The organism is Acinetobacter gerneri DSM 14967 = CIP 107464 = MTCC 9824 (assembly GCF_000368565.1).
Lineage (GTDB): Bacteria > Pseudomonadota > Gammaproteobacteria > Pseudomonadales > Moraxellaceae > Acinetobacter > Acinetobacter gerneri.
In genome coordinates, this window is the sequence record NZ_KB849544.1 from 638,317 (window position 1) to 659,983 (window position 21,667).

The following is a 21,667-nucleotide window of genomic DNA, read 5'->3' on the forward strand; positions in this document are numbered from 1 at the left end:
CAATCTTGCCAATTATTACTCATCACCAAAGCAAATTATTCATAACTGATCATATAATTAATCGAAGATGTCACACTTCCTGCAGTTGACTCTCCCACTGAAAAATAACGCAGTGCATAGTGTAATATTGCATTGCCATTTGCATCTATACTGGTTTGTTGTCCTCCTAAGGGTAAATCTGTCATCACGGGATAATGTAAAGGTATTTGTTGAAGATCTTGATTTAGAAGTTGAATTTGCACATCAGATGCAGCTTCAACACTAGCAGTATTATTTAAGCGTCCTGTTTGCACATCGACCGTAGATCCATTTGCAAAATATGCTGCAACTTTGATGCCTGCCGCACACTGACTAAAATGAATCGCAAAAGGTGTTGCTGCTGTTGTAGCACCTGTTTTAGTCAATAACTTACTTGAAACTTTAGGTAGGTCTATGGAAAAATTTTCACTTGAGCCAGCATTAATAGTGCAAGTTGGTGCTGTGACCTTACCATGCATAGTCATTACCCCATCTGCTGCATTTACTTGCTGCAAATAAATACTTGCTATTATCAATATAAAACCCGTTAGTATTTTATTTAGTAAAATAGTTATTTTATTTATATTTAATAAAATCATAAATAATACCCTCAGCACATTATTCAATAAAAATATTCAGACAATCACACAACCCAAAAAATCACCTTTAAAATATTATCTATCCAAATAATTATCATCTAAAACATTCCCTGTCAACAAAAATACCATGAATTATAAACCAAGTAATTTAGTCATATATTTTGATATTTATAATAAAGAAACGGTGGATTCAAACATGAGGTGCGACAGTTTTAAAACATTTGTGATAATCAGTTAGTCTCGAAAACTCCTCTAATGGCGTCAACCAGTTTAATGCTTTTCTTGGTCGTGTATTTAATGACATGGCAACTTGATTTAAATAATTTTGATCAGCTTGGTTTAAATCAATTCCTTTCGGTAAATACTGCCGTATAAGACCATTCATATTTTCAATTGTACCTTTTTGCCACGGTGAATGTGGATCACAAAAATATACATCTATATCCAACTCCTCCTCCAATTGCTTATGTTGAGCCATTTCTCGTCCTCGGTCATAAGTCAGGGTTTGTCTCAGCTCAGGTGGCAGGTAAGCCATTGCTTCGGTCAAGGCTGTACGTACAGATTCTGCCTTAGCATCAGGTAAAACTGCTAGTAAACAGAGTCGTGTATTACGTTCAATCAAAGTTGCTACTGCGCTTTTATTATCTTTTCCTTTGATCAAATCAGCTTCCCAATGACCTGGTATTTTTCTTTCCAAGACCTCTAATGGACGCTCATGAATTGTTTTTATATCCTGTAAAATACTATCTTTCTGTGGCAGGTTTTCAGTTTTTCTTTTCTTATTTTCCCGACGTAAACAAGATAATAACTCCTTTTTAAGTTCACCTTTGGGTAAAGCTCTGATTGTTGAATAGATTGTGGTATGGCTAATATTCATCTCTTTATCATCTGATTGTCGTTTGAGCCACTTAGAAATTTGTACAGGCGACCATAAACATTTTATGGCTTCTACAATAAATTTCCATAGTAAGGAATCCAAATAAATTTTTGTATGACCGCGCCTGCGTCGTTGCTGCGAAAATTCAATCGCTTGTTCAGCACTATATTGATGAACAGAACCGCAATTTTTATTTAATTCACGAGAAATTGTACTGTGATGTCGGTTAATTTGTTTAGCAAATTTTCGAGCAGAAAAATTGGGTTTGTTAAACTCTAGCATTAGTGCAGTTCGTTCAACTATTGTTAAATGTATGTATGACAATATGACACTCCTTTATACCTATATTAGGTTGGGGGTGTCGCACTTCAAGTTTTAGTCTGCCAACCATTCATATTTAAATTTTATTTTTAATTAAATAAATCACATGATTCTAATAACAAAAAAGCCAGCAATATATTGCTGGCTTTTTATATAACATTTAGCTTATTTAAAACATAAATGTATCTTTCAGGATTACTTAGATCAATTAAGCATCAAAAGGATGGCTTAATACAATTGTTTCTGCACGATCTGGACCAGTAGAAATAATTGTTACTGGGCATTCGATCAATTGTTCGATACGTTTTACGTATGCAATTGCATTTGCTGGCAATTGATCAATACTTTTCGCACCAAAAGTTGATTCAGACCAACCTGGAAGTGTTTCATAGATTGGTTTTAAAGTTTCATATGCAAGCGCATCAGATGAGCCTACACAACCTGAATCAGCAGCTTCATAGCCCACACAGATTTTCACTTCTTTTAAGCCATCCAATACATCAAGCTTAGTTAAGCAAATACCTGAAAGTGAGTTTACATCCACTGAACGACGTAAGATTTCAGCATCGAACCAACCGCAACGACGTTGACGACCAGTAGAAGCACCAAATTCTGCACCTACAGTACCCAAATGTTTACCGATTTCATCACCAGTATCATTTGCAGCGTCATAAACCAATTCTGTTGGGAATGGACCTGAACCCACACGTGTTGTATATGCTTTAGTGATCCCTAAAACATAATCAAGGTGTAATGGACCAAGGCCTGAACCAGAACTTACGCCACCAGCAGTTGTATTTGAAGATGTTACATACGGATAAGTACCGTGATCTACATCTAGAAGTGAACCCTGAGCGCCTTCAAACATGATGTTTTGGTCAGCTTTGCGAAGGTTGTGAAGTTCAGTTGTTACATCGATCACAAGTGGAGCAACGACTTTACGCCATTCATCACAAAGTGCGATCACATCATCAACTTTAACCGCTTCAACACCGAAGAATTGAGTCAATTGGAAGTTATGATATTCAAGCAATTCTTCTAACTGAGCACGTAAATGTGCACCGCCACGTACCAAGTCAGCAACACGAATCGCACGACGTGCAACTTTATCTTCGTATGCAGGACCGATACCACGACCAGTTGTACCAATTTTGGCATTGCCACGTTTTTTCTCACGTGCTTGGTCAAGCGCGATGTGATGTGGAAGAATCAAAGGACAGTTTGGAGAAATACGTAAACGCTCTTTAACTGGAACACCTTCTTTTTCAAGCACATCCATTTCTTTGATCAATGCTTCAGGTGAAAGTACTACGCCATTACCAATTAAGCACAATACGTTTTCACGTAAAATACCTGATGGAATGAGGTGTAATACAGTTTTCTTACCACCAACCACGAGAGTATGACCCGCGTTATGTCCGCCTTGATAACGAACGACCGCAGCCGCTTGATCTGTGAGCAGGTCGACGATCTTACCTTTACCTTCGTCGCCCCATTGGGTACCGAGTACCACAACACTTTTGCCCATAATAGCCTCATTGCATCATGCTGTTAAAATTGAAAACTTGAAAATGCCTAGACATTTTCGAGCGATTAAATCTGTTCGATGATCCATTTCCCAGCAACATTTGAAAGTTTATGTGTTGCATATGGGACTGAACTTAAATCATCATTTCCAAGCAATTGCGTTACGCTTAAACCATTTTGGCGCGCATCTGCGATCGCTTGAACTAAATCTGAATCATGACCTTTTGGTGCGACAACCAATTCAATCTTTTTGAACTGACCTGCTGTTAAAGCAAATAAATCGCAACTAAAACCTGTTGCAGGACGTGCACGACCAAAGTGTTCACCAATACCATCATAACGACCACCTTTCGCTAAAGGTGCCGCACGATTTGGTGAATACACCGCATAGAGTAAGCCAGTATGATAGTGATAACTACGTAGCTCAACGACATCGATACCGATATGTAGTGCTGGCCAACGCAGTTGAATTTGCGAACGTGTGCTAATCAATTCATCAAGCGCAGCTTTAAATTCGGCATTGGCTAAAATTTCCAGGCTCAAATTTTCTTGTAACGCTTCAAGATCAGTTGAATAACGACCCAATGCATAAAAATCCGAACCTGATTTTAGATTTTCTGTGAAATCTTTGAGTTCTGGCAATGCTTTGCGTTGATATAAATCTGAAAGTTGACGCTCATCCGCTTTTGATAATCCAGCAAATTTGATCAGACTTCTAAATAGTCCAACGTGACCTAGATCGAGATGCACGCCATCTAAAAAGCCTGCTTTGTCGATCAAACCTAGCATCACATCGACCATTTCAACATCTGCATCAATGCTGTCATGACCAAATAATTCAGCACCTAACTGCAACGGAGTACGAGAAGCACTAAAACCTTGAGGTTTGGTATGTAACACAGTACCTGCATAGCAATAGCGAGCCACACCTTCTACAGAACGAACATGCGCATCAATACGAGCCACTTGAGGCGTCATATCAGCACGCACACCAAGAAGACGACCAGACAACTGATCAATCACTTTAAAAGTAACTAAGTCTAGATCTTGGTTTGATTCTGAAAGAGAGGATAAAGATTCGATATATTCGATAAATGGCGTATATACCAACTGATAACCACGAGATGCGAGGTAATCGAGTGCCACACGGCGAAGTGACTCAATCACCCCTGCCTGTTCTGGTAATACATCAGCTACACCATCAGGTAATAACCATGTCTCTGAAATGGGCATGTTGTAAACCTAAATTCTTGTCAGCGCGGAACAAATCCGCATAAAAAAATCGGGAACACACCCGATTTCTCTTATCTTAGCACGATCATTCACAGAGTGCATTAGACTTTTGCAGAAAAATAAATCTAAAGGCACAGACAAAGAAGAGTGAGTAAAATACATACTTTAGGGTAAATTATTTATTCGCTTTTTCTAATCATAAAGTGACTCTTGACTCATTTAGCGCATGCCAATGCAATATCATACTAAGTATTTTTAGAATGAAAAATCAAACATGGATATATTCAATTTGAAAAATTCCTTTTTTAATTATCCTCTTTACTCCCTGTACTTTTAAGTATGAAAAATCCAATGATAAATAAAATTGCACTTGGAACAAATTCAAGCAAAGTACCAAGTCCACCAGATGAACCTCCTGGCCCTCCTGAAGCACTTAACCCACCGCCAATGATATCCAGTGCATAAAAAATAAATACACTCATTACGAGACAGATCAAACCAATGATTATTTTTAATGCTTTCATTTTTCCGTATTTTTAAAATTCTAGTATGGATAAAGCATAAACTAAATCTGCAAAAACTCATAGTTGGCTTAGTCTTAACAGACCAAGACTCTTGTTCTTTACTTTGTTGAATCCGCGATTTTCAGTAATCATAATGAATCCACCTGACTTTATCGGCGCTTTCATGTAAAATCATCAGCAATTTTTATATAACAACTTTGTGAGTCATTTCATGGGTTTTAATTGCGGTATTGTAGGCCTACCAAACGTTGGTAAATCTACCCTTTTCAATGCTTTGACTAAAGCGGCCATTGCAGCTGAAAACTTCCCTTTCTGTACTATTGAGCCAAATACAGGCATCGTACCTGTACCTGATGCTCGTATGGACAAACTCGCTGAAATGGTTAAACCACAACGTACTGTACCGACTACAATGGAATTTGTAGACATTGCAGGTCTCGTTGCAGGTGCATCTAAAGGTGAAGGCTTGGGTAACCAATTCCTTGCCAATATCCGTGAAACTGATGCAATTGCTCATGTCGTACGTTGTTTTGAAGATGAAAATGTCATTCACGTAAATGGCAAAATTGATCCTCTAGACGACATCGCAACGATCAATACCGAACTTGCACTGTCTGATTTGGAAACAGTGACTAAATCTTTAGTACGTTTAACTAAAAGTGCTAAAGGTGGCGATAAAGAAGCGATCGCAACCAAAGCTGTTTTAGAACGTATTTTACCTTTGCTTGACGAAGGCAAACCTGCTCGTGCAGCAGACCTTTCTGATGATGACCGTAAACTTTTACGTGGTTATGGTTTACTCACCTTAAAACCAACCATGTATATCGCCAACGTGGCAGAAGATGGTTTTGAAAACAATCCACATTTAGAAGCTGTGCAAAAGTTAGCTGCTGAAGAAAACGCAGTAGTTGTACCGCTTTGCAACCAAATCGAAGCTGAAATCTCTTTGCTTGAAGATGATGAACGTGCTGAATTCCTTGAAGCAATGGGTATGGCAGAACCGGGTCTAAACGTGGTGATCCGTGCAGGTTATAAACTTTTAGGTTTACAAACTTATTTCACAGCTGGTGTTCAAGAAGTTCGTGCTTGGACAGTAAAAATCGGTGCAACTGCACCACAAGCTGCGGGCGTAATTCATACTGACTTTGAAAAAGGCTTCATCCGTGCTGAAGTTGTTGCTTATGATGACTTTGTTCAATACAACGGTGAATCAGGTGCGAAAGAAGCTGGTAAATGGCGTTTAGAAGGCAAAACATACATCGTTCAAGATGGTGATGTTATGCATTTCCGCTTCAATGTTTAATTAAACATCGCAATAAAAATGCTCCATGAATGGGGCATTTTTATTGTCTATCAGATACACAGCAATAAAATAGCAAAAATCAAAAAACATCCACTCGACAAATAAAACAACCAAGATGATTTCTTGATTAATAAATCAAGCCACGCCTTTTGAGTAAGCAAACGAACTAATAGTAAGTTCCAGAATAAAACAACAGCAACCATCCAAAAACTTAGCCCAAATAAAGTCAAACCTTGATATTGATAAAACACCAAGACAAGCAAACTACTATAAAACATAAAATTTTTCGGATTGAGTATGCTTGATTGCAAACCTTTAAAAAAATTCAAAATTTGTTGAGATGTATCACCAAAATGATCTGGCTGCACAGGTGTTAGATCGATTTTTTCATTGGCATATCTAAAACATTGAATCGCCAAATACAACAAATAAGCCGCCCCTGCATAATGCACAATATTTAAAATATCTGGATTGAGTTTCCCAAGATAAAATAATGATAGATAAATCATTAATATAATAAAAGCATTTCCCGTAGCTACTCCAAGACAGATCATTTTTGCTGAGCGTTGACCCTGTCTGAGTAAAGTACTAAGTATCAGAAAAAAATCGGGACCGGGAGAAAGTAAGGCTAAAAAATGTGTAATAGCAATCGCTATAAAAAGTTCCATAAGCATCCTCGTATATATCGAGGATCAGCTTAGAAACATCAAAGATTTTATGATTGTATAAAATTGCGAGAAATTTTAAGTTTCATCAATCTATGTCGACTACTTTCTTGATATTGTTTAGGAGTAATGCCCGTAAACTGTTTAAAAGTTCGATGAAAATGACTTTGATCAACAAAGTCCAACGCTTGCGCAACATCCACGATGTTCTGCCCTTTCTTCAACAATTCTCTTGCTCGATTCACTTTTAGATTTAATTGATAAGCATGGGGTGTCATGCCTTGATGATTTTTAAATAAACGTATAATGGCATATCGGCTTATTTTCGAAAAATCAGCGAGTTGATCTAAAGATAAAAAATGCTCTGATTGCTGTATATATTCCACAAGATTCAAAAATTCTTTTTGAAAATAGTTCGTGAGTTGCAAAGTTTTGAAGTCAAAATTTGGCAACAAAATCTCAGTCAAAACCTCGATAAGATGTTGCTCTTTTTCATAAATATTCAATTGTTGATCAAATAAACAATCATTCAATTTGCAGAATGCTTGATAAATCACACGATTTTCAAGGATAAATGGGCTTATTTTGGTCACATTTTTTGTACCCAAATCCACAAATGGTGCATCAACAAATTCATAAAACAGCTCGCTTAGCCAGTCGGCATCCAAATGCATCATCTGATAGCTCCAAGCAAAATCAGGCATTGGATTGCAGGAATGTTCAACTTCTGCTGGGATAACCACGACAGTTCCCGCTTTAATCAGACAATTTTCTGCAAAATAACTGCTAAATTGGCTCAAACCTTGATCTACAGCACCAATCGAAAAAGTTGGATGGCTATGTGATTTATAGCAAACTCGACTTTGTGAAGCGCGACGCGATTCAACAAAAGGAAGATCGGGATGTCGCCAAAACTCAACTGTTGGATCTGGATTCATACTCAAAGCCTAATATGATTTTAATAAAAAGCGAATAATTTGATTTTAAAATAAAAAGGCGATCCGAAGATCGCCATGAATTTTATTCGTTGAGTGCTTTTTCAATATCTTCTTCTAAAGCATCAGGTTTAGTGGTTGGTGCATAACGGTTAATCACTTGACCTTGTTTATTGATCAAAAACTTGGTGAAGTTCCATTTAATGCCACTTCCGAGTACACCTTTACTATTGTTGGTTAAATATCGAAAAATCGCATGTGCCTCTGGACCTTTGACATCTACCTTAGCAAACATCGGAAAAGTCACACCATAATTTTTCTCACAAAATGCGCCAATTTGCTCCTCAGTTCCCGGTTCCTGTCCTCCAAATTGGTTACATGGAAATCCGAGTACAATAAGTCCCTTTTCTTTATATTTTTCATAGAGTTTTTCTAAACCTGCATATTGTGGGGTAAAACCACACTTACTTGCAGTATTTACAATTAATAAAACCTTACCTTCATAATCGGTAAATGTTTTATTTTCTCCATCTAACAATTCTGCTTCAAATTGATAAATGTTGGTCATGGATAGGTTTCCTCGTCACTTTTTTCTTGTGTTTCTAATTCTAATGAAGCTGAGTTTACGCAGTAACGTAGTCCTGTCGGTTGAGGTCCATCCTCAAAAACATGTCCTAAATGCGCATCACAATGATGACAGACAATTTCTGTTCTGACCATACCATGTGTGGTATCTTCATGCTCTTCTATCACAGAAGTATTGATGGGTTTAAAGAAGCTCGGCCAACCGCAACCGCTATCAAACTTGGTTTCAGACGAGAAAAGCGGCTCACCGCAACAACGGCAGACATAAGTCCCTTGTTGTTTAGTATTCCAGAATTTACCTGTGAAGGCAGCTTCAGTCCCCTTTTGACGAGTGATACGAAACTCTTCTGGTGATAACTCTCTTTGCCATTCTCGGTCTGTTTTATTGAGTTTTCCCATGATTATTTCCTTTACTATCATGCTACTTAAAATCAGTTAATCGTATATTTACGTCATTCATCTTAAAAATTCTAGTGTTTAGTTCACAATTTACAAAAAGATTCATTTCGCACTAAAAAGCAAAAAGTAAGCAATTTAAAATACAAGGTAAGCAAATTTCCGAAATAAATGCTTTTTTGGAAGTAGGATTAGTGTTAATCTAAACCCTGTTCTTGCTCAGGATTAAAAAATGTCTCAAAAAAAGAGCGTTATTTTTAAACAACTCCTCCCTGTGATTAAACAATACCAACAGGATGGATTTACCCATGAGAAAATTGTTGCTTTACTTAGAGACGAACATGATCTTGATCTCGTAACAACTGAAACGTTTAAAAGTTATTTATATCGTTATGCAAAAGTGAACCCCACTCTTTCCGAGAATCCCAAAATGCCGAACAGTATCCAAACCCCACGCGAAATAAAAAAATCGTCTAAGCTCGAGCATGTATGCTACGACATTCGTGGACCTGTGTTACGTGCGGCCAATGAGATGGAAGAAGCGGGTCACAAGATTATCAAACTCAACATTGGTAACCCTGCCCCATTTGGTTTTGAAGCACCGCAAGAAATCATCAATGATGTGGCAATGAATTTACCTAATGCAATTGGTTATACAGACTCAAAAGGGATCTTCCCTGCGCGTAAAGCGATTTGTCAGTATTATCAACAAAAAGGCATTTTGGATCTCAGTGTAAAAGATGTCTACATTGGTAATGGTGTTTCTGAACTGATCGTCATGGCGATGCAAGGCCTGCTTGATGATGGCGATGAAATGTTGGTGCCAATGCCTGACTATCCACTTTGGACTGCTGCCGTAAATCTATCTGGTGGTACTGCGATTCATTATAAATGTGATGATCAAAACCATTGGTATCCTGATATTGCAGATATGGAAAGCAAGATCACTCCAAATACTCGTGGTATCGTCGTGATCAATCCAAATAACCCAACGGGTTCAGTCTATCCTCGTCATGTGCTTGAGCAAATTGTCGCTTTGGCTAAAAAATATGACCTGATTTTATTTGCTGACGAAATCTACGACAAAATCGTTTATGACGGCATTGAACATGTGTCGGTTGCTGCACTTGCAGGCAATCAGCTATGTGTTTCATTTAATGGTTTGTCTAAAGCTTACCGTATTGCAGGTTATCGCTCAGGTTGGATGGCGATTACAGGTGATAAATCTCGCGCAGCAGACTATATCGAAGGTTTAGATATGCTCGCTTCGATGCGTTTATGTGCCAACCATCAAGCTCAATACGCAATTCAAACCGCACTAGGCGGTTATCAATCGATCAATGATTTGATTCGTCCGGGCGGCCGTTTATACGAACAACGTAATATCGCTTGGGAAATGCTCAATGAAATTCCTGGTGTTTCATGTGTCAAACCTGAAGGTGCAATGTACTGTTTCCCACGACTTGATCCTGAGGTTTACCCGATTCAAGATGATGAGAAATTTATGCTTGACCTATTACGCGCTGAAAAAGTGCTTTTAGTGCAAGGGACTGGTTTCAACTGGCCTACTCCAGATCATTTCCGTGTAGTGTTCTTACCTGCTGAAAATGAACTTCGTGAAGCGATGACACGTTTAAGCCGTTTCTTGGCAAAAATACGTTAAGACTAGAAGGTATTTTTATAGGGTGTGTTGACATTTGCAGTATGGAACTTAACCTACAATGGTAACCAAATAAATATACAAGCAAGAGCGACAGCACTTTGATAATTACGCTTTAGCTTGTCATATCGAGTTGAAATTCCTCTAAATTGTTTTAACCTACAGAATGAATTCTCAACTAAGTGCCTGATTTTATAGATATGCCAATCCATATGATCATTGTTAGACTTAGTGTTTGATTTTCTAGGAATATTTGACTTAGTTTTTGTTTGCTCAATTTGAGTCCTGAAGTTGTCTGAGTCATAACCTTTATCAGCACATAATATTTCTGATTCAGTTAAATCTAATTTTGATACCAGATCAGGGGCTATCTTAATATCATGGGAAGTTCCATCTGAAATAATAAACTCAATGGGATTACCATTAGAATCAACTGCTAAATGTATTTTTGAACTATTACCACCGATACTTTTGGAAATATCTTGATTATTAATACCTGAAGAATGCTGGTGTGCCCGTACGTGGCTACCATCAATAAATATCCATTCTTTATCAGCATGTTTACTAAATAATTTAAAAATATTCATAAACTTATCATTTTTAGACCAACGATTGTATTTCTTAAAGATAGAGTTTGGCTTACCAAATTCTTGAGGTAAATCTCTCCAAGGACAACCTGTTCTGATACGAAATAGAATAGCTTCGATAAAATTTCTTAAATTTAGTTTGAGATAAATATTAAAGTGACGGAAAATAGAAAGTAACTTAGACCAGTGTTGATCATTCAGCATTGTACGAGGCATAGCGGGGGTAAAATTGGGTTTGGCGATTTAATTTTACTATCTCGCTATTTTTTTAGGCAACAAATGTCAACAGACCCTAATAGAAGTTAAGTAAAGCGCTTAACTTCTATTTTTTAATCTATTCAATAAACTCTTTATACTTTAACTTACACCCTCTTCACTAAAATATTAAATTCAATTAATAATCCATATACTTAAACGGGATTACCAAGCATGAAAAAAATCAAAATAATTTTACTCACTCTAATCATGTTTCACAGTCCAATAATCTTTGCAGACTTCAATAATATCCCTAGCTCTTATGGGAAATGGGTGGGCTATCCAGATACCGATACTATTGAAGTATCTAAAAATGGAATGGAAGATTACCCACCTTATCCTTCTCTTCCTAGATCTGAAACAAACTTCCCTAAAAGCATGGATCAAAAAATTATTAATCTTCAAGGTAAAACAATCATTGATCTGATCAACAAACAGCAAATAAATGTTCAGCCTGACTCCGAACTCTATATTCCATCTAAATTCATCAAAATGATTGATCCACAAAAACAATATCCCACTATTAGCTTTCTCGAACAAACATACTCAAAAGATAGAACAAACTTTTTATATGTTAATGAACAACTCGCTTTATACATCACTCCCAATTTTGGTTTTATTTATATGTTAAAAAAACAGTAAATATATTGTTTAAATCTGTATTTAACCCATACTCTCTTGTTTCATATAATAAAAATTTTCGTTATAAATTTAAATGATCTTTCTCAAAATCACATTTTAAATTCAGTATGGGCAACAAGCTATTTTTTATATTAATTTAAAAATGGCATAGAAAATGCTTAAAACCTATAAATAGATGAATGGATAGAAAAGGAACTTTTATGAAAAAAACGGTTACCGCCCTCGCCCTTTCGATTGGTATGCTTTTGCCTTTTGCAAGTTATGCCAAAAATAATGTTGTCGTCGTTGCTACAGGTGGCACGATTGCTGGCGCTGGTGCAAGCTCGACCAATAGCGCAACCTATACCGCAGCAAAAGTTCCCGTAGATGCACTACTCAATGCTGTTCCTCAGATTCAAAATCTAGCAAATGTTACAGGTGTACAAGCCTTACAAATTGCATCTGAAAGCATTACTGACAAAGAGCTACTCACCATTGCCCGTAAAGTCAATGAACTGGTTAAACGTCCTGATGTGAATGGTGTAGTGATTACTCATGGTACAGATACTTTAGAAGAAACAGCATTTTTCTTAAGCCTCGTAGTACATACGGACAAACCTATTGTTGTAGTTGGTTCAATGCGTCCACCTTCTGCACTTTCTGCCGATGGTCCTTTAAATCTCTATAGCGCAGTTGCACTTGCTGCAGCAGATGATGCAAAAGGTAAAGGCGTTTTTGTGCTGATGAATGATGATATCTTTGCGGCACGTGATGTGACTAAAACCATCAATATCCATACCGATGCATTTCAAAGTCAATGGGGAGCTTTAGGTTCTTTGGTTGAAGGCAAAACTTATTGGTTTAGAAATATCGCCAAACGTCATAACAACAGCTCTGAATTTAATATCGATGATATTAAAGGTGATGCTTTACCTTTAGTTCAAATTGTCTATGGTTCAACCAATATGTTGCCTGAGTCTTATTTAGCCCTACAAAAAGCTGGGGTTAAAGCGATTATCAATGCTGGTACAGGAAATGGCTCTGTTGCTAATTATATCGTACCAACTTTAAATCAGTTGCAACAACAAGGCATCCAAATCATTCGCTCATCACGTGTACCACAAGGTTTTGTGCTTCGTAATGCTGAACAGCCAGATGATAAATATGGCTGGGTGGTTGCTCATGATTTAAATCCGCAAAAAGCGCGCTTACTTGCGGCACTTGCTTTAACTAAAACCAAAGATGCTAAAGAAATCCAAAGAATGTTTTGGGAGTATTGATCTATGTGATCAGATGGGGATTGTAGTCTCAATTCACTCGATCCCCTTTGGGGTATGAACTACGGATAGGAATACAAATTTATAAAAAAAAATTAGTCAATTTTTATTGAGATTAACATATCAAAATCACCAAAAAAAGATTCAATTTCTTTCAAGTCGGTTTTGGTTTTTTAAGTTTAAAAATTTTTAATCAATTGAAAAATAATATATTTTCAAAATAGTGTTATTCACCAATTAAAATGTCTATGCGAAAAACCATTTAAAATGTCCTGTTTTTAACTACAAGAGTCAAGTACAGGATTCAACTTTCTTTGTTTAATAATATTTTTCTGAGCTCTACGACTCGGCATACTTTTCTTGAGACGGGAACGTTTATTCTGTTTCTCCAATTCCTCATGTTGCTGCTGGATATGGGCCAGGACCGAACCTAATCTTTTATTCTCAACCACATCATTCTGCTGTAGTCCAGCCAGTTTATTGAAGACTCTATAGTTGATCTTCCGTCCTTCATGCATGATTGCCACAGTACCATCCGGGTACTCCAGAAATGAAATGTATTGCCCAACAAGCTTATGATTCAGCTCTGTCGGTTCAAGCATATAAATACACTTGTCATAGGTCAGGGTCAGATTCTTGGTGACCTTACGCGGTTCCTGCCAGGTAAAAATATCATCCAGTTCAAGATCAGATTCGGTTAATGGCCGATGCAGGTTCTTTGAGTTTCGCGCACATTTGGCGAACTTCTGATTGAACTGCTCAATAAAGCAGGGTAACCATATATTGGCCTCTGCAATCGAACCGATGCCTTCCAGGCGCATCTCTTTGATCAGACGGTCCTGAAGGGTTCTGTTGGCACGTTCCACACGACCTTTGGCTTGGGGTGAGTTGGCAAAGATAATATCGATGTTCAAATTATTCAGAATCCGCCCAAATTGCGTAATCTGGCTGTCTTGCCTGGATTTTTTATTAACTCTGAATACCGAATGCTTGTCGCTATAAAAGGCTAGAGGTTTGCCGTATTGTTCAATGTAGGCTCGGGTTGAAAGCATGTAGTCAAAGGTCGTTTCAGCCTCACAAAAGCGCAGATGCAACAGCTTTCCAGTAGCATCATCGATATAAACCAACAAGCAGCATTTTGCAGCTCGACCTTCAAACCAGTCATGATATGAGCCATCAATTTGGATCAGTTCACCGAAGCAATCCCGGTTATAACGTGGCTGATATGGACGCTTCAGGCGCTTGGATCGCGGAATCCACAGGTCATTGGCCGTCATCCAGCGCCGAAGCGTTTCTACCGGGATATTCAGGTCAAACATGCTGCTGAGCTTCTCATGCGCCAAGGTGGGTCCAAAGCCCAGCAAATGTTCAGCAATAATGGAAAGGCACTTTGATTTTAACAAGTCATCATGGCGACGATGGCCAGGTTGACCACGACTGGCATGTGCCATACCTGAGACACCATCTTGATTGAGCTTCTGCAATAACCGGGTAATTTGACGGGTGGAAAGATTTAGGATTTCAGCAGCACGGACCTGGGTAATACGATGATCTCGAACGTCTTGCAGAACTGCAAGCCGTTGAATTTCTTTGTCAGACATAGTGATCAGCATCTATATTTATATCCAGTCCATGGTGATAAAAACCATCATAAACTAGACATTTTTATTGGTGAGAATATAGACACTTTAAATGGGTTCTAACAAATAGACTTCGCATAACGCCCATTATGTTAAATGATACTCTATCCAGAAGTTAAATCATTCTTTAAAATTTTATAAATTTTTTTAGATAAATCTAGATCGGAATAAATATCTTCTATTGAATATCCAGAAATTGTATTTTTTTCATTAAACTCTTTAATTATTTCATTTTTAATGCAATTTTTTTTAATAAATTTTTTATCTATTTTTATATTAGATTTCCTAATTACAAACATAATTGTATTTTTTTCAATGAAATTACTTTGAAAATTTGATTTAGAAAATTTACCAAAAAGAATACTTTTAGAAGAGAATATTTTTTTTAAAATAAAATGAACCCATTCAATTTTATTCCAAATAATATCAAAACAATTATCAGGCTCAATAATAATTAGGAAACTAGATAAATATTCATTATCTTCTAATAGTTTTTTTGAGTAAAATAGTGCTTTTTGGAAGAATAAATAGTTATTAAAATTTTCTTTTGTTAAGTAGGTTATATTAATATTATTTGATTTTATAGCTGGTTTGATGTAAGGACATAATTTTGAAAAATTTAGAAGAATTTCATCATATTCATTTTTCATTTATCTTACTCTTAAAAAAAGATTTTGAGTTAGCCTATCAATAATTCTTTGTTCTGGTGCATAGATTACTGGAGAGTGAAATATCATAGCTGGGAAAATTAATAGTGAATTGTATTTAGGTTTAGTTATATATAATAAATCCCAACAAGAATTTGATTCTGGAATACCTGTATAACCTTGATATTTAAATAAAATATTTAAGTCAGTGTACATTAGATTTTTTATAAATTGAATATATTCACTCTTTTTCATAGGGTCAAGATTTTGATCCCTCATCATTCCCATGATTTTTTTATCAGGATGATATGGTAATTTATATATCTCACTTGGAATATGTTTGTAAAATGCAGTTCCTCCATATTTAAATTCATTTTCTTTAGATAAATACAAAACACCACTTACGATTGAATCATTATCAACGTGTGGAACAAATTGTCTAGCATCCATATCATCAATATAGTCCATTCTAAATCTAGTAAATAAAGTATCAATTGGCTGGAAGGTTGATATTGGTAAAGATAAATCTGAGTTTAAATACATTTCTCTCATTAATGCATCTTGAAATATAGAAACTCTAGCACGCTCTCCTATATATCTTTTAAATTGCCCATTTTTTCTAAAACCGCTGTAATCAAAATTATTAGCTAGCCATGTAACTTTTTCTGGATCTAAATATATGTTATCTATTATAGTAATATGATCACTTGTATTTGGTAATTGAATCTTTTTTATAATTCTATTTGGATTTATCTCAAAAAATTCTTTAAACATATATTTAGCCTTTTAACCTAAAAATTAAAGACAATTATGTGTTGGAGTACAATCCCATCCTGTAATAAATTTATTATCTCCATGATAATTTTCATATTGTTTTCTATCTAAATCACCATTCTTATCCATGAACCAGACATCTGGCATTTTTCCATATTTTTCTTCATAAATTTCAATGAAATCAATAACACCTTCTCCACTGGACTCAGAATGAAAAATCACATTTCCACATGCTTCAATACAAAAATCTTCATATTGCTTTTTATCTTTTAATAATTCATGCCAGATGCTATCAATAAACTTACTAAACATTTTTACATCTACTCCATTTGATGCCAAAAAAAATACTTTTTTAAGCTCTTGTTTTGCAATTTCTTTTTTTTCATCTAGAGTCATATCAATTTCCTTTTATTGTGTTGATTTAATTTTTTATTTTGACTTACCTTATTTAAGATTAGCAGAAAAGTTAATGAATAGATAAATAATTTTTTAAATTTTGATTTTTAAATATTTCTAAACTTAACATAATACGCCTTATACGAAATCAACTGTATTAGTTTAATTATTTCAATAAGTTGTAATCCATAAAAAAGTCTAGTCTGAACAAACTAGACTTTTTTATGGATTCATCACGTTCCACGCCCAATATTTAATCATTGGTCCACAATTTTGATTAACCATAGTGAACAATTATCCCCCATTATTTAGAGCATTCCTCCCACTAAGCAATCATTTTAAAGCTATTCAAATTCTTAAAAATACAAACAAATTCCAAAACCACTATACGTAGTACAACATTCTCCATTTCCCATTATCAAGCAAATTGTAGGGAAGCGCCCTACCCAATGCTATCAATATAGTTTGAACACTTTTGATGTTCATTTTCCAAAAATTTTGAAGTATCTGAGAAAGCCCCGCCACCGTAATTTTGACAAAAAAGAATGAATTCCGTAGTATTTACAAGAAATTTAAAAATAAAATCGAAAACTTATGACTACAAAAAATATCTGCTTAAGCATACTGGCCTACTCATTTATAAATACAATTGGAGTTACTTTCGCTCATGCAGATTCAACAATACAAACACCCCAAGGTTATATTGAAATTCTTAGTCAATTATCAAGAGATTCTGATGTTCGAGTCCGAACAAATGTAGCTCAAAATAAATATATTTCTACAGCTATTGCGGAAAAATTAGTCAAAGATAATCAAACAGTAAGATTCGCACTAGCGCAGAATAAAAACATTTCATCAACTATTGCAGATACATTAGCATCTGATCCAGATGAGGATGTTCAATTTAGGGCACTGTTTAATCCCAATATTTCGGAAGCAACTTATAAAAAATATATGGGTTCTGAAAACGATCTTTTAAGAAGTGCTCTAGCCAGCAACCCATCAGCAAAGCCTGATTTTTTACAAAAACTGGTAAATGATAAAGATAACTCTGTACGTGAAAATGCGATAAGTAACCCACATTTTCCAATTGAAACACTTTATAAATTGGATCAAAACAATAGATCGACGCAGTCAATTATTTCTCATAAAAAAAACATTCCCTTGGATTTACTCACGCTTTATAGTAAGTCCAAAGATGAATCAATTAGAAAAAATATTGCCGAAAATCTAAGTACACCAACAGCTATAATTGATCAGTTAGCCAAAGATAAAGCACAGGGCGTACGTGAGTCCGCACTCTGCCATCCTAATATTTCATCTCAAGTTTTGGAAAAAGCAGCATTAAGCAGTTCTTTTCTATACTGTATGGCAAGCCATCCTAAATTATCAATTCAAGTACAGAAAAAGTTGATGCACAGTGATGACATCGGTATTCACAGTGCATTAGCTGAAAATAAAAATGCAAATAATCAAGTGCTTGAATATTTATTAAAAAACAATCCAATCATGCCTACTACAAAAGCGCTCTCTAATCCCAATATTAACCCTGAAAATCTCACATATTTTCTAAAAAGTGATGATTTTTCGTTCAGATCAAATATTGCTGAAAACACAAAAACTCCTGTCCAACTGTTAACTATTTTAGCTAAAGATCCAGAGCCACTTGTCACGCAGGCAGTAGCTCATAATCCTGCAACTCCTGTGAATATTCTAAAAGAATTGTCGACATCCAAGGATATTGGAACGCGTATGTCTGTTGCGTCATGGGGACAATAGATTAGGCTAAATTTATTGATTTCCCTCAATCACAACATAACTGCCTATAGACATTTTTTCTTTAAGGCATTGAATGATTTTTTCCAAAAAGTTCATGACCTCAATATCTGCAAAATTCAATGAAAGTCCCCTCTATAGTTTTCGAATATCAGGTCGATTTTGGGGGATGTTTTTAATTCCATAATCAATTGAAAAAATTAAATATTTCAAAAAAAAGGCTTAGCAAAAGGCTTTGCCTTTTGATATTTGGCAACCCAATGCTGAAACTATTGCAGCGATGGAAGAAGATCTAAGCAAAACAAAGAGCTTCAGGTCTGTAAAAGACTTAATGGCTGACCTCAATGCGGACGATTAAGTACAGCTCTACATTTAAGAAAGACTATAACGTGAGAAGAAAGGTCAGCATCAAAATACTGTAGATGACGAGCTACAAATTGTTTTAGAGTTATTACAAGCTTCCGATTAGTTAGTCATAGTGAATTAGTAAGTTGATCTATTAACTTCTCGTGCAATAGACAATTTTTCATCATCAGTACAGTGCAAAACACACACAATATTATCGACCATTAAAATTAAGATACATCCAACGCCTTAAGATGCAACTTAAAGCCAACGCAGAACCCAATAAAAAGATTAAACACATGAAATAAGCTATTCAAAATTCAGTGAAAAAAGGATGATCAAATAAACTCTCAAACTCACCAACTAATCAATACAGTTGAGAAAAAAGAAAAATTTGACCCATTCAAGTCAAAATTTTTATTCATTTTTATCGGGTTTTGGCTAACGACCGCAGGCGCATATTATGTCGATATTATTACGAAATATGATTATTGGCTCATATCAGGTGCGTCAGCTGCACTCGCAGTATTTGCTTGCTGCTTGGGTAATCCCCCCTAAAAATAATAGGATCTAAAAGTAGAATTTTCTCTTAAGATACAAGCAGGAGATTCTGCATGAAAACATCTAAATTTACAGACAGCCAGATCATGTCCATCTTAAAGCAAGCGGAGTCTGGTACACCTGTTGCTGCCCTATGTCGTGAACACGGTATGAGTAATGCAACCTTCTATAAATGGCGTGCTAAATATGGCGGCATGGATACATCTTTGATGGCACGGCTGAAAGAGTTGGAAACAGAAAATACCAGACTGAAAAAAATGTATGCTGAAGAGCGGTTAAAGGCAGAAATTATTCAGGAAGCGATGTCAAAAAAGTGGTGAAGCCATCTTGTCGACGTCAGATGGCTCAACATGCAGTGGCCCGACATGCTGTTAGTATCCGTTTGGCTTGCACTGCATTTGGCATAAGTGAAACCTGCTACCGTTATCAGGCTAAACTCAGTGATGACAATGTGCTCATTGCAGAACAGCTCATAGACCTCACTGAGGAAAATTCCGATTGGGGCTTTGGTCTATGCTTCTCATATTTACGGCATGTTAAGAGTCACTGTTGGAATCACAAGCGGGTTTACCGCATTTACTGTGAGTTAGCACTGAATCTGCGTATTAAGCCAAGAAGAAGACTAAAACGACATGCGCCTGAACCATTGAAAGAACCCATCCGTGAAAATCAGGTCTGGTCACTGGATTTTATGCACGATCAGCTTTCCGATGGTCGCAAATTTCGATTATTGAATGTGATTGATGATTACCGCCGCGAAGGTTTAGTTATTGAAGCAGGGTTCTCACTACCTGCAATACGAGTTATTCGAGCACTCAATCAGTTGTTGGAATATCGGGAAAAACCTTTGGTGATTAGATGCGACAATGGACCTGAGTTTATCAGTCATGAATTCGTACGCTGGGCAACTGAACACGGTATTTGTATTGAACATATTCAACCAGGTAACCCACAACAGAATGCGTATATTGAACGCTATAATCGAACCATACGTTATAGTTGGCTAAGCAAACATTTATTTGATACTTTGGATGAAGTACAAGATTATGCAACGAATTGGCTATGGCATTACAATCATGAAAGACCACACCAAGCCAACAAAGGAAGGCCTCCTCTAATGGCTGCTTAACCTCTACTTTTAACTTCAGTTAGTTATGGGAGGATTACCCTTGAAAGAAGATAATTCTTATTTTTATCGGTTAACGACTTAGAATCTCCCAAGTAAAATTCTCCAACTATTTCAGCACACATCAAGGTGTCCATATACGTAGATTGCGATCATCTGGTAAGTCTTTTAAATCCTCTGGCACTTTCCCTGGCAAATATGCCTTATGATTGCGACAAGTAAAGTTGATCGTGCCATGAGGAAGATTATTCTCATCCCAGAATGCTCTGCTTTGTACATCATTCTTAGTCAAAATATTGTTGTAACAATCTCTGACGGGAGTATCACTCTTTGGATGGTAGAGAGTTCCTGGCGGTAAACCACACCCTAGAAAGCAGTCAGCAATGCACCCACTAAGTGGTAATACCAACACAAGAACGATGTAATATTGAAACTTCATAAATTTCTCCATTTTTTATTCTGTCGCATTAATATTCTAGATATTATTTAACATTCAAACTCTTATGCGAAACACTTCTATTAATTTGTTTTAAATCATAAGCTTGCAACCCACAAAACAGTTTAGTTTGAATAAACTGGGCTATTTTATGGATTAATCACATTCCACGCCTAATATTTAGCCATTGTTCCACAATTTTGATAAATAGAGCTAAAATTAGATTTGTTTTCTAAAAATATAAATTGAACTTAAGATTAGAAAAAACATTTGTAATATTAACCAAAACAACATCATATAGTTATTACACATCGTTATGGAACTCGTAATAACTTCTTGAAAATTAAAAATTGTTAGCATTGTATTAAGCAAGAATAACTCTAGCATTAAGAAAAGTCCTACTATTATTCCATACAAAACTTTATTTGAAATGAATGCTATTACTAGAGAAAAAATTATACTTATTACAGAAATTACTGTAAAAACAAAAACATCTTCATTTATTGTTCCATCCATTTGATAAATGATTGTGAGTTCATTCTTTTCAAAAAGACCATAAGTACAAATTTTATCAAAATCCATT

General features: G+C 36.0%; 21 protein-coding genes. 6 read left to right on the forward strand and 15 right to left on the reverse strand.

Going from position 1 to position 21,667, the window contains the following annotated elements:
- Window positions 1-35 precede the first annotated feature (35 nt).
- From F960_RS14310 to F960_RS14330, 5 genes are all read right to left on the reverse strand, one after another.
- Window positions 36-533, reverse strand: a complete 498-nt coding sequence (locus tag F960_RS14310; RefSeq protein ID WP_020846640.1) for a fimbrial protein — start codon at window positions 531-533, stop codon at window positions 36-38.
- Window positions 534-807: 274 nt separating this feature from the next.
- On the reverse strand, window positions 808-1,818 hold the full coding sequence (locus F960_RS14315; protein ID WP_004857039.1) for an IS30 family transposase: 1,011 nt from the start codon (window positions 1,816-1,818) through the stop codon (window positions 808-810).
- Between the two features lie 205 nt (window positions 1,819-2,023).
- Window positions 2,024-3,343: an adenylosuccinate synthase gene (locus F960_RS14320; RefSeq protein WP_004866453.1), complete on the reverse strand. Its 1,320-nt coding sequence runs from the start codon at window positions 3,341-3,343 to the stop codon at window positions 2,024-2,026.
- A 65-nt stretch (window positions 3,344-3,408) separates the two neighbouring features.
- Window positions 3,409-4,575 carry an ATP phosphoribosyltransferase regulatory subunit gene (locus F960_RS14325; protein ID WP_004866455.1) on the reverse strand — a complete coding sequence of 389 codons (1,167 nt, stop codon included), beginning with the start codon at window positions 4,573-4,575 and terminating at the stop codon, window positions 3,409-3,411.
- Window positions 4,576-4,880: 305 nt separating this feature from the next.
- Window positions 4,881-5,099, reverse strand: coding sequence for a hypothetical protein (locus F960_RS14330; RefSeq protein ID WP_004866457.1), 219 nt, complete (start codon window positions 5,097-5,099; stop codon window positions 4,881-4,883).
- A 211-nt stretch (window positions 5,100-5,310) separates the two neighbouring features.
- On the opposite strand from F960_RS14330, the gene ychF reads away from it, so the two are divergent.
- A complete protein-coding gene (gene ychF / locus F960_RS14335; protein ID WP_004866459.1) occupies window positions 5,311-6,402 on the forward strand; it encodes a redox-regulated ATPase YchF in 1,092 nt (363 codons plus the stop codon).
- Window positions 6,403-6,452: 50 nt separating this feature from the next.
- Here ychF and F960_RS14340 read toward each other — a convergent pair whose 3' ends face one another.
- The 4 genes from F960_RS14340 to msrB form a co-directional block, all read right to left on the reverse strand.
- On the reverse strand, window positions 6,453-7,070 hold the full coding sequence (locus tag F960_RS14340; RefSeq protein WP_004866463.1) for a LysE family translocator: 618 nt from the start codon (window positions 7,068-7,070) through the stop codon (window positions 6,453-6,455).
- 47 nt (window positions 7,071-7,117) lie between these two features.
- Window positions 7,118-8,005, reverse strand: a complete 888-nt coding sequence (locus tag F960_RS14345; RefSeq protein ID WP_004866465.1) for an AraC family transcriptional regulator — start codon at window positions 8,003-8,005, stop codon at window positions 7,118-7,120.
- Between the two features lie 82 nt (window positions 8,006-8,087).
- Window positions 8,088-8,570 carry a glutathione peroxidase gene (locus F960_RS14350; protein WP_004866468.1) on the reverse strand — a complete coding sequence of 161 codons (483 nt, stop codon included), beginning with the start codon at window positions 8,568-8,570 and terminating at the stop codon, window positions 8,088-8,090.
- Complete coding sequence (gene msrB / locus F960_RS14355; RefSeq protein WP_004866470.1) at window positions 8,567-8,986, reverse strand: peptide-methionine (R)-S-oxide reductase MsrB; 420 nt, start codon at window positions 8,984-8,986, stop codon at window positions 8,567-8,569. The genes F960_RS14350 and msrB overlap by 4 nt, the downstream gene beginning before the upstream one ends.
- Before the next feature lie 229 nt (window positions 8,987-9,215).
- Between msrB and F960_RS14360 the strand changes: the two genes are divergently transcribed.
- Window positions 9,216-10,646, forward strand: coding sequence for a pyridoxal phosphate-dependent aminotransferase (locus F960_RS14360; RefSeq protein WP_004866472.1), 1,431 nt, complete (start codon window positions 9,216-9,218; stop codon window positions 10,644-10,646).
- Window positions 10,647-10,699: 53 nt separating this feature from the next.
- Here F960_RS14360 and F960_RS14365 read toward each other — a convergent pair whose 3' ends face one another.
- Window positions 10,700-11,446: an IS5 family transposase gene (locus F960_RS14365; RefSeq protein ID WP_004855273.1), complete on the reverse strand. Its 747-nt coding sequence runs from the start codon at window positions 11,444-11,446 to the stop codon at window positions 10,700-10,702.
- 213 nt (window positions 11,447-11,659) lie between these two features.
- On the opposite strand from F960_RS14365, the gene F960_RS14370 reads away from it, so the two are divergent.
- Both F960_RS14370 and F960_RS14375 read left to right on the forward strand, forming a co-directional pair.
- Window positions 11,660-12,127 (forward strand): hypothetical protein, encoded by a 468-nt coding sequence (locus F960_RS14370; protein ID WP_004866474.1) that lies wholly within the window; start codon window positions 11,660-11,662, stop codon window positions 12,125-12,127.
- Window positions 12,128-12,327: 200 nt separating this feature from the next.
- The gene (locus tag F960_RS14375; protein ID WP_004866476.1) at window positions 12,328-13,386 is read left to right on the forward strand and encodes a type II asparaginase; all 1,059 of its coding nucleotides are present in this window, start codon (window positions 12,328-12,330) and stop codon (window positions 13,384-13,386) included.
- A 275-nt stretch (window positions 13,387-13,661) separates the two neighbouring features.
- On the opposite strand, the gene F960_RS14380 is transcribed toward F960_RS14375, so the two are convergent.
- The 4 genes from F960_RS14380 to F960_RS14395 all read right to left on the reverse strand — a co-directional run bounded on the left by F960_RS14380 (window position 13,662) and on the right by F960_RS14395 (window position 16,840).
- The gene (locus tag F960_RS14380) at window positions 13,662-14,996 is read right to left on the reverse strand and encodes an ISNCY family transposase (RefSeq protein ID WP_004856465.1); all 1,335 of its coding nucleotides are present in this window, start codon (window positions 14,994-14,996) and stop codon (window positions 13,662-13,664) included.
- A gap of 131 nt (window positions 14,997-15,127) precedes the next feature.
- Window positions 15,128-15,673 carry a hypothetical protein gene (locus F960_RS14385; protein WP_004866479.1) on the reverse strand — a complete coding sequence of 182 codons (546 nt, stop codon included), beginning with the start codon at window positions 15,671-15,673 and terminating at the stop codon, window positions 15,128-15,130.
- The gene (locus F960_RS14390; RefSeq protein ID WP_004866481.1) at window positions 15,674-16,444 is read right to left on the reverse strand and encodes a DUF6445 family protein; all 771 of its coding nucleotides are present in this window, start codon (window positions 16,442-16,444) and stop codon (window positions 15,674-15,676) included.
- 24 nt (window positions 16,445-16,468) lie between these two features.
- Entirely contained in the window at window positions 16,469-16,840 is a 372-nt protein-coding gene (locus F960_RS14395) for a UCP032817 domain-containing protein (protein WP_004866482.1), read from the reverse strand.
- Between the two features lie 594 nt (window positions 16,841-17,434).
- On the opposite strand from F960_RS14395, the gene F960_RS14400 reads away from it, so the two are divergent.
- Both F960_RS14400 and F960_RS14410 read left to right on the forward strand, forming a co-directional pair.
- On the forward strand, window positions 17,435-18,619 hold the full coding sequence (locus tag F960_RS14400) for a HEAT repeat domain-containing protein (RefSeq protein ID WP_004866487.1): 1,185 nt from the start codon (window positions 17,435-17,437) through the stop codon (window positions 18,617-18,619).
- 956 nt (window positions 18,620-19,575) lie between these two features.
- A protein-coding gene (locus F960_RS14410) for an IS3 family transposase (protein ID WP_085945819.1) occupies window positions 19,576-20,651 on the forward strand; the annotation gives its coding sequence in 2 pieces (ribosomal slippage) (window positions 19,576-19,828 and window positions 19,828-20,651; 1,077 coding nt in all).
- 121 nt (window positions 20,652-20,772) lie between these two features.
- Here F960_RS14410 and F960_RS14415 read toward each other — a convergent pair.
- Window positions 20,773-21,087, reverse strand: a complete 315-nt coding sequence (locus tag F960_RS14415) for a hypothetical protein (RefSeq protein WP_004866489.1) — start codon at window positions 21,085-21,087, stop codon at window positions 20,773-20,775.
- Window positions 21,088-21,667 lie beyond the last annotated feature (580 nt).